Source organism: Vibrio marinisediminis (genome assembly GCF_014050145.1).
Lineage (GTDB): Bacteria > Pseudomonadota > Gammaproteobacteria > Enterobacterales > Vibrionaceae > Vibrio > Vibrio marinisediminis.
The window spans coordinates 42380-49622 of the sequence record NZ_JACFYF010000020.1; the positions used below are offsets into that span (position 1 = coordinate 42380).

Here is a 7243-nt window from a genome sequence, read left to right on the forward strand (position 1 = left end):
CGACGGCAGCCTTATTGTGGCGCGGAAAGTATGTTAAAGTTGGCTCAAACTAGAAATACATTAGGAATCATACATGGGTTGCTGTGACGCTCCGGGCTTGATGCCACTAGAAGAAGCGATGGATAACATGCTATCGCGCATTAAACCGATTCAAACCACCCTTCGCTTGCCCCTTGCTGAGGCTTTAGGCTACGTACTGGCTGAAGAGATTCTATCGCCAATTTTTGTGCCTCCTTTTGACAACTCTGCAATGGACGGTTACGCCCTCCGCATTGCGGACCTTGAACAATCAAAAACCTTACCATTAGCGGGTAAGTCCTTTGCTGGTCTACCTTTTGAAGGTGAATGGCCACAAGGCACCTGCGTTCGAATAATGACGGGTGCGAAAATCCCTCAAGGTTGCGACGCGGTTATCATGCAAGAAAACACTCAGGTTACTGAGGATGGCATTTTATTCTTGCAAGACGAAGTGAAGCTGAACAATAACATTCGCCCAACCGGTGATGATATTAAGCAAGGTGATATCGTACTGCCTAAAGGCGCTCGTTTATCCCCGCGTGATATCCCAATGATCGCGACACTGGGTGTCAGCCATGTGGTTGTAGTGCGTAAACCTAAAGTTGCCTTTTTCTCTACTGGCGATGAATTGAAACCACTTGGTGAGCCACTGGCTGAAGGGCAAATTTACGACAGCAACCGCTATGGTATTAAACCACTTATCGAAAATTTTGGTTGTGAAGCGATCGATCTCGGTATTATTCCTGATTGCCCAAAAACCCTTGCAGAAACGTTTGAGCAAGCACAACAGTTAGCGGATGTGGTTGTCACCTCTGGTGGCGTCAGTGTGGGCGAAGCGGATTACACCAAAGATATTCTTGAAGAGCTTGGTGAAATTGGCTTTTGGAAGTTGGCGATCAAACCAGGTAAACCATTTGCATTCGGCAAACTCAATACCGCATGGTTCTGCGGTTTACCAGGTAACCCTGTTTCAGCCGTGCTAACCATGTACGTTTTGGTTCAGCCGATGCTAGCAAAATTAGCCGGTCACACTGAATGGAAAGCCCCTGAGTCTATCCCTGCAATCACCAAAACCGCCTTTAAGAAAGGACCAGGTCGTACAGATTACCAACGCGGTGTTTATACCATAGAAGACGGTCAATTTGTGGTTGAAACAACGGGTAATCAAAGCTCTGGTGCGTTCCGTTCTATGAGCCTTGCGAATTGTTTTGTTGTCCTTGAGCGCGAACGTGGTCGTGTGGAAGTGGGCGAAACGGTGCAGATCCAACTGTTTAACTCAACGTTATACTAGGAGCGAGTGTGGAGATTTTATCTGATCAAGAGATGCTCAGGTATAACCGACAAATCGTGCTCAAGCAGTTTGATTTCGACGGTCAAGAAGCACTTAAACAAGCCTCTATTCTCATTCTTGGAGCGGGAGGGCTTGGTTGTGCTTCTAGCCAATATCTCGCCACTGCCGGTGTAGGTAAACTAACGCTGATTGACGATGACAACGTTGAGCTTTCGAATCTTCAACGCCAAGTTCTTCACCATGATGCGGATATTGGTAAAAAGAAAGTCGAATCCGCCGCGGAGTCGTTAAAACAACTCAACCCATTTATTGAGGTTGCCACGGTAGATTCACGTCTGAATGATGAGCAGTTGCGTGCGTTGATCGAAAACCACACTTTGGTGCTTGATGCATCCGACAATGTTGAAACCCGTAACCAACTCAACCGTTTGTGCTACCAAACCAAAACACCGCTTATATCAGGTGCGGCTATTCGCATGGAAGGTCAAATCAGTGTCTTTACCTATCAAGATGAGAGCGCACCTTGCTACCAGTGCTTAAGTAGTCTATTTGGTGGCGGAGCACTTAGCTGTGTTGAAGCTGGCGTTATGGCACCAGTTGTCGGTATTATCGGCGCAATGCAGGCGATGGAAGCGATCAAGGTGATTGCTAACTATGGCACACCTAAGCAAGGCAAAATCCTGATTTTAGACGCAATGACGATGTCTTGGCGCGAGATGAACTTAATGAAGATGCCAAGCTGTACAGTCTGTAGCTAAGCAGAAACTTGTAAATTGAGAGGCGATCAAATAAGAGGAATGGTATGAATAACCCGAGAATCTTTATTGTCGCCTTTTTTATTGCTTGTCTCATTCTCGCAATCACTCTTTGGCTCTTGTCATCGCAAAGCCCAGTAACAATCCAAGGCACGGTCATTTCTCAAACGTTAACCCAATCTCTTGATGGGCACCGTCGCTATCTCAATGTTATGACTGACGACAATCAAACGCTATTGATCACCTCCCCTGCTACTGTCGAATGCCCTAAAGGCTCGCGCATTTCACTGGAACTCGAATCAACATTATTCCAGCAACAGAGCCGTTACCGATTTAAAGCCTGTTACCGACAACAAAGTGAATCGATCAAGCCATAATTTTCTACCATGACACTATTCTCGATTGCTCTAGCCGTTCGCTTCTTGTAGCTTTAACTCATCACCAAACCTGACTAGGAAACGTAATGTCACCATTAATCTCTGCGCAACAACTTGAACAACTGAGAAAAAAGAAAAATGTGGTGATTCTTGATGCCAGTATTGATTTTCAGATCCCTGCCGAAACTGAAAAGGATAAGATCAATAAAATCCCCGGCGCACTGCGTTTTGATTATGACAAAGATTTCTGCGACCCAGACTCATCACTGCCACACATGCAGCCCTCTGAAGAGCGCTTTAATCAATTAGCTAGCTTACTGGGATTAAACAACGATTCGATCATCGTTGTATATGATAATAGCGGTACATTTGCTTCTCCGCGGGCTTGGTGGATGTTCAAGGCGATGGGACACAAAGAGGTTTATATTCTTGATGGCGGTCTTACCGAATGGAAAAACGCTGGGTTTGACACCTCTCTAGACTATGCAAAACCAACCGGACAAGGCGATTTTTCTGGCAAGCTTAATCCTAACTTATTCGTTAATGCTGACGATGTACTTGATGCGATTAATGATTCGACAAGCCTAACCGTTGATGCCCGCTCATTAGCCCGTTTTCGCTCAGAAGTACCTGAGCCGAGAGTCGGTGTAAGAAGTGGTCATATTCCAAACTCTGTATGTTTACCGTTCGCAGAGCTTATTGAAGGTTCGCGTCTAAAACCTGTTGAGCAATTACGTGCCATTTTAGCGAATACGTTAGCCGACAATAAACAGCAGTATATTTTTAGTTGTGGTTCAGGCGTGACCGCCGCTATCGTACTGTTAGCCGCCCACTTATGTGAGTATAAAAACCTAGCGGTTTATGACGGGTCGTGGACTGAGTGGGGACAGCGAGTCGACCTGCCTATTGAGTAGCGACAGCAAATACTTGTAAGCAAAAAACACACAGCCCCCCAGTATTCACTGAGGGGCTGCTTATATAAAGGCATCACATAAGGTTAATCATCCGTTGATTGATGCTTTTTTGAATCGGCAATTTGTTCATCGAGATTGAGAACGGTAAGCGCATTACTAACACTGGTCGCGATAACATCGACCGCCCCAGTTCGAAGCGCACCAAGTAATGCCAGCGGCTTACTATTTTCAGCGGCAATGGCGATCACCTCGGATATCGATTTAAACTCGTCGATCCCTAAACCAATCACTCGATCACTCATCACTGTTTTAGCAGCGATACCATGGATATCAAAAAAGTCGTAGCCTGCAAAGTCTCCAACAACTCCCTGTAACATGCGAGATTGCACCACCTCATCAGCAGTAAACCAACCAAGATCAACCATGTAGCTGTTTTCACTCATGTCGCCAATACCAATCAGAGCAACATCAGCCTTACGTGCTAAGTCCAGTGTTTGCTTAACGGTCGCATTTTGCATAAACGCCAGTTTTTGCTCTCTGTTTTCTGCATAGGCAGGCGCATAGAGTGTTTCAGAAGAACCTCCATAACTCTTAGCAAACTGACGACAAATATGGTCGGCATTAAACATTCCCCCACGAGGGTGGATGCCGCCAATCCCACAAACAAACTTCACATCCTTTTGTGGAATAACGCCAACATGGTGAGCGACGGCTGAAACGTTGCGCCCTTGTCCAATTGTCATTACCGTGCCGTTTTGTAATGTGCTGGCTAAATACTTCGACACCAACCCAGCCACTTGCAAACGTTGTTGCTCTTCGCTTGGCTGATCGAGCGCCACCAAAGCCCTCTTGACACCAAAACGTTCTATTAAGCGCTGTTCGATCTTCGCACTAAACACTGGGTGGTACTTAACGGTGATCTCTACAATACCTTCATCGCGTGCTTGTTTCAGTAAACGCCCAACTTTCGCGCGCGAGATAGCAAATTTCTTTGAGATCTCTTCTTGGGTTGCCCCATCTTGATAATAAGCCACTGAGATTGCAGTCAGTAAATCACTACTATCAATTGTGTTGTCTTGATTATTGGTCACCATAACAGTCCAAATTTGTTTACCTATAACCCACATCAGCTTTCGTTCAACAACCGCTGAGATGTTGGGTCTAATTATTGAGGTACTGCATACACATTTAAATGAGCATCCGCTCAGTGCCTTAGCATATGTCACAAACGGAATTGAATGCAACTTTTGCTCGCAAGCATGACAAATTCTCATGTCAAATTGTAAAGCTCGTCACTCCCCTTCATCCCTTACTCTCTTTAAGCAAACGTTTAGTCACGCTACGGGTCATTTTCCATCAAATTAATGTTGATTCAGCTCACTGAAATTGGCACTAGTTGATTGACTTTGAGTGCCAATAGGATAAATATGAACACATCATTTACTCATCGTTAGAACAAATGCTCACAGCATCACTTCTAACGGCATAAGTTTTCTGTTTAATGAGTAGAAGCAGACTATTTTAGCCTCGCACTATTCGTTAACTCGCTTGCAAATGTTAATGCACAGCCTGATGTGGTGTTAACTAAGAAATAGGATGATCGATTATGAGCAACAAATTAGAGCAACTTCGTAAACTCACCACTGTAGTCGCTGATACTGGCGAAATTGATGCTATCAAAAAGTACCAGCCAGAAGATGCAACCACCAACCCATCTCTAATTCTTAAAGCCGCTCAAATTGAAGAGTACGCGCCACTTATTGAACAATCGATCGCATACGCAAAAGCACAAGGCGCAGACAAAGCACAACAAGTTCAAGATGCTTGTGACATGCTTGCGGTAAACATTGGTAAAGAAATCCTAACCACCATTCCAGGACGCATCTCTACAGAAGTAGATGCTCGTCTATCTTACGACATGGAAGGTAGCGTAACAAAAGCTCGCCAACTGATTAAAATGTACAACGATGCTGGCATTACCAATGACCGTATCCTAATCAAACTGGCTTCGACTTGGGAAGGTATTCGTGCTGCAGAGATCCTAGAAAAAGAAGGCATCAACTGTAACCTAACGCTTCTGTTTTCGTTTGCACAAGCACGCGCATGTGCTGAAGCGGGCGTATTCCTAATTTCTCCATTCGTTGGTCGTATCATGGATTGGTATAAAGCGAAGGAAGGTCGTGATTTTGAAGCATCTGAAGACCCAGGCGTGCTATCAGTATCTGCTATCTACAACTACTACAAAGAACATGGTTATAACACCGTTGTTATGGGCGCAAGCTTCCGCAACATCGGCGAAATCCTTGAGCTTGCTGGCTGTGACCGTCTGACTATCGCTCCTGCTCTACTAGCAGAACTAGAAGCAGCAGAAGGCGAAGTCGTTGAGAAACTGATCGACACTAAAGGCACGAAAGCTCGCCCAGCAGCAATGACACATTCTGAGTTCTTATGGGACCACAACCAAGACCCAATGGCGGTTGAAAAGCTAGCTGAAGGCATTCGCAATTTTGCCGTTGACCAAGGCAAACTAGAAGAGATGATTGCAGCTAAGCTGTAACCAACAGAATCAATAAGGGGAACGTTTGCGTTCCCCTCTTATTATCCCCTTTTTGAAACAAGTGATATTTGGTACTTATTATGGATCGTAAACAATTAGCCAATGCAATCCGTGCTTTAAGCATGGATGGTGTTCAACAAGCGAACTCAGGTCACCCTGGTGCACCTATGGGTATGGCAGACATCGCCGAAGTTCTTTGGCGTTCTCACCTAAATCACAACCCATCAAACCCAGAATGGGCTGATCGCGACCGTTTCGTACTGTCTAACGGTCACGGTTCAATGCTGATTTACTCTTTGCTACACCTAAGTGGCTACGAGCTATCAATTGATGATCTTAAGAACTTCCGCCAGCTGCACTCAAAAACACCGGGTCACCCAGAGTATGGTTACGCACCAGGTATCGAGACAACAACAGGTCCTCTAGGTCAAGGTATTACTAACGCCGTAGGTATGGCGCTAGCTGAGAAAGCACTAGCGGCACAATTCAATAAAGAAGATCACGACATCGTTGACCACTTCACTTATGTCTTCATGGGTGATGGCTGCTTGATGGAAGGTATCTCTCACGAAGCTTGTTCTCTAGCGGGTACGTTGGGTCTAGGTAAACTGATTGCTTTCTGGGATGACAACGGTATCTCTATTGATGGTCATGTTGAAGGTTGGTTCTCTGACGATACACCTAAGCGTTTTGAAGCTTACGGCTGGCATGTTATCCCAGCAGTAGACGGTCACAATGCTAACGAAATCAATGCAGCTATTGAAGCGGCAAAAGCAGACCCTCGCCCTACCCTAATCTGTACTAAAACCATCATCGGTTTTGGTTCACCAAATAAATCAGGTTCACACGACTGTCACGGTGCACCATTAGGCGCTGAAGAAATTGCAGCAACACGTAAAGAATTAGGTTGGGAGCACGGTCCTTTTGAAATTCCGCAGGAAATCTATGCAGAGTGGTCTGCGCAAGAAACAGGCGCAACTAAGGAAGCAGCGTGGAACGAGAAATTTGCAGCTTATGAAGCAGCATACCCTGAGCTGGCAGCTGAGTTCAAACGCCGCGTAAACGGTGAACTACCAGGTGAGTGGGAAGAGAGAGCAAATCAAATTATTGCTGATCTGCAAGCTAACCCAGCAAACATTGCATCACGTAAAGCATCACAAAATGCACTAGAAGCGTTTGGTGCTATGCTACCTGAATTCATGGGCGGCTCTGCTGACCTAGCCCCTTCTAACCTAACAATGTGGTCTGGTTCTAAGTCTCTAGAAACGGGTGACTTTGCCGGTAACTACATCCATTACGGTGTTCGTGAATTCGGTATGACAGCGATCATG

The 7243-nt window shown here is 45.5% G+C and carries 7 protein-coding genes; 6 read left to right on the forward strand and 1 reads right to left on the reverse strand.

Going from position 1 to position 7243, the window contains the following annotated elements; genetic code table 11:
• Positions 1–73 precede the first annotated feature (73 nt).
• From moeA to H2O73_RS18875, 4 genes are all read left to right on the forward strand, one after another.
• Complete coding sequence (gene moeA, locus H2O73_RS18860) at positions 74–1309, forward strand: molybdopterin molybdotransferase MoeA (protein ID WP_182110472.1); 1236 nt, start codon at positions 74–76, stop codon at positions 1307–1309.
• An 8-nt stretch (positions 1310–1317) separates the two neighbouring features.
• Positions 1318–2067: a molybdopterin-synthase adenylyltransferase MoeB gene (gene moeB, locus H2O73_RS18865; RefSeq protein ID WP_182110473.1), complete on the forward strand. Its 750-nt coding sequence runs from the start codon at positions 1318–1320 to the stop codon at positions 2065–2067.
• A 44-nt stretch (positions 2068–2111) separates the two neighbouring features.
• On the forward strand, positions 2112–2441 hold the full coding sequence (locus H2O73_RS18870) for a hypothetical protein (RefSeq protein ID WP_182110479.1): 330 nt from the start codon (positions 2112–2114) through the stop codon (positions 2439–2441).
• A gap of 86 nt (positions 2442–2527) precedes the next feature.
• A complete protein-coding gene (locus H2O73_RS18875) occupies positions 2528–3355 on the forward strand; it encodes a sulfurtransferase (protein ID WP_182110474.1) in 828 nt (275 codons plus the stop codon).
• Between the two features lie 83 nt (positions 3356–3438).
• On the opposite strand, the gene H2O73_RS18880 is transcribed toward H2O73_RS18875, so the two are convergent.
• A complete protein-coding gene (locus tag H2O73_RS18880) occupies positions 3439–4449 on the reverse strand; it encodes a sugar-binding transcriptional regulator (RefSeq protein ID WP_182110478.1) in 1011 nt (336 codons plus the stop codon).
• Between the two features lie 512 nt (positions 4450–4961).
• Here H2O73_RS18880 and tal point away from each other — a divergent pair.
• Together tal and H2O73_RS18890 are read left to right on the forward strand one after the other, a co-directional pair.
• Positions 4962–5912 carry a transaldolase gene (gene tal, locus H2O73_RS18885; protein ID WP_182110475.1) on the forward strand — a complete coding sequence of 317 codons (951 nt, stop codon included), beginning with the start codon at positions 4962–4964 and terminating at the stop codon, positions 5910–5912.
• 80 nt (positions 5913–5992) lie between these two features.
• Positions 5993–7243 (forward strand): transketolase family protein (locus H2O73_RS18890; protein ID WP_281364253.1); only part of this gene is annotated, 1251 nt, incomplete at its 3' end.

What these genes read in the sequence shown, in the direction of transcription:
- moeA (WP_182110472.1), top strand. Translation starts at nt 74, where the DNA reads ATGGGTTGCTGTGACGCTCCGGGCTTGATGCCACTAGAAGAAGCGATG.
- H2O73_RS18870 (WP_182110479.1), top strand. Translation starts at nt 2,112, where the DNA reads ATGAATAACCCGAGAATCTTTATTGTCGCCTTTTTTATTGCTTGTCTC.
- H2O73_RS18875 (WP_182110474.1), top strand. Translation starts at nt 2,528, where the DNA reads ATGTCACCATTAATCTCTGCGCAACAACTTGAACAACTGAGAAAAAAG.
- H2O73_RS18880 (WP_182110478.1), bottom strand. Translation starts at nt 4,449, where the DNA reads ATGGTGACCAATAATCAAGACAACACAATTGATAGTAGTGATTTACTG.
- tal (WP_182110475.1), top strand. Translation starts at nt 4,962, where the DNA reads ATGAGCAACAAATTAGAGCAACTTCGTAAACTCACCACTGTAGTCGCT.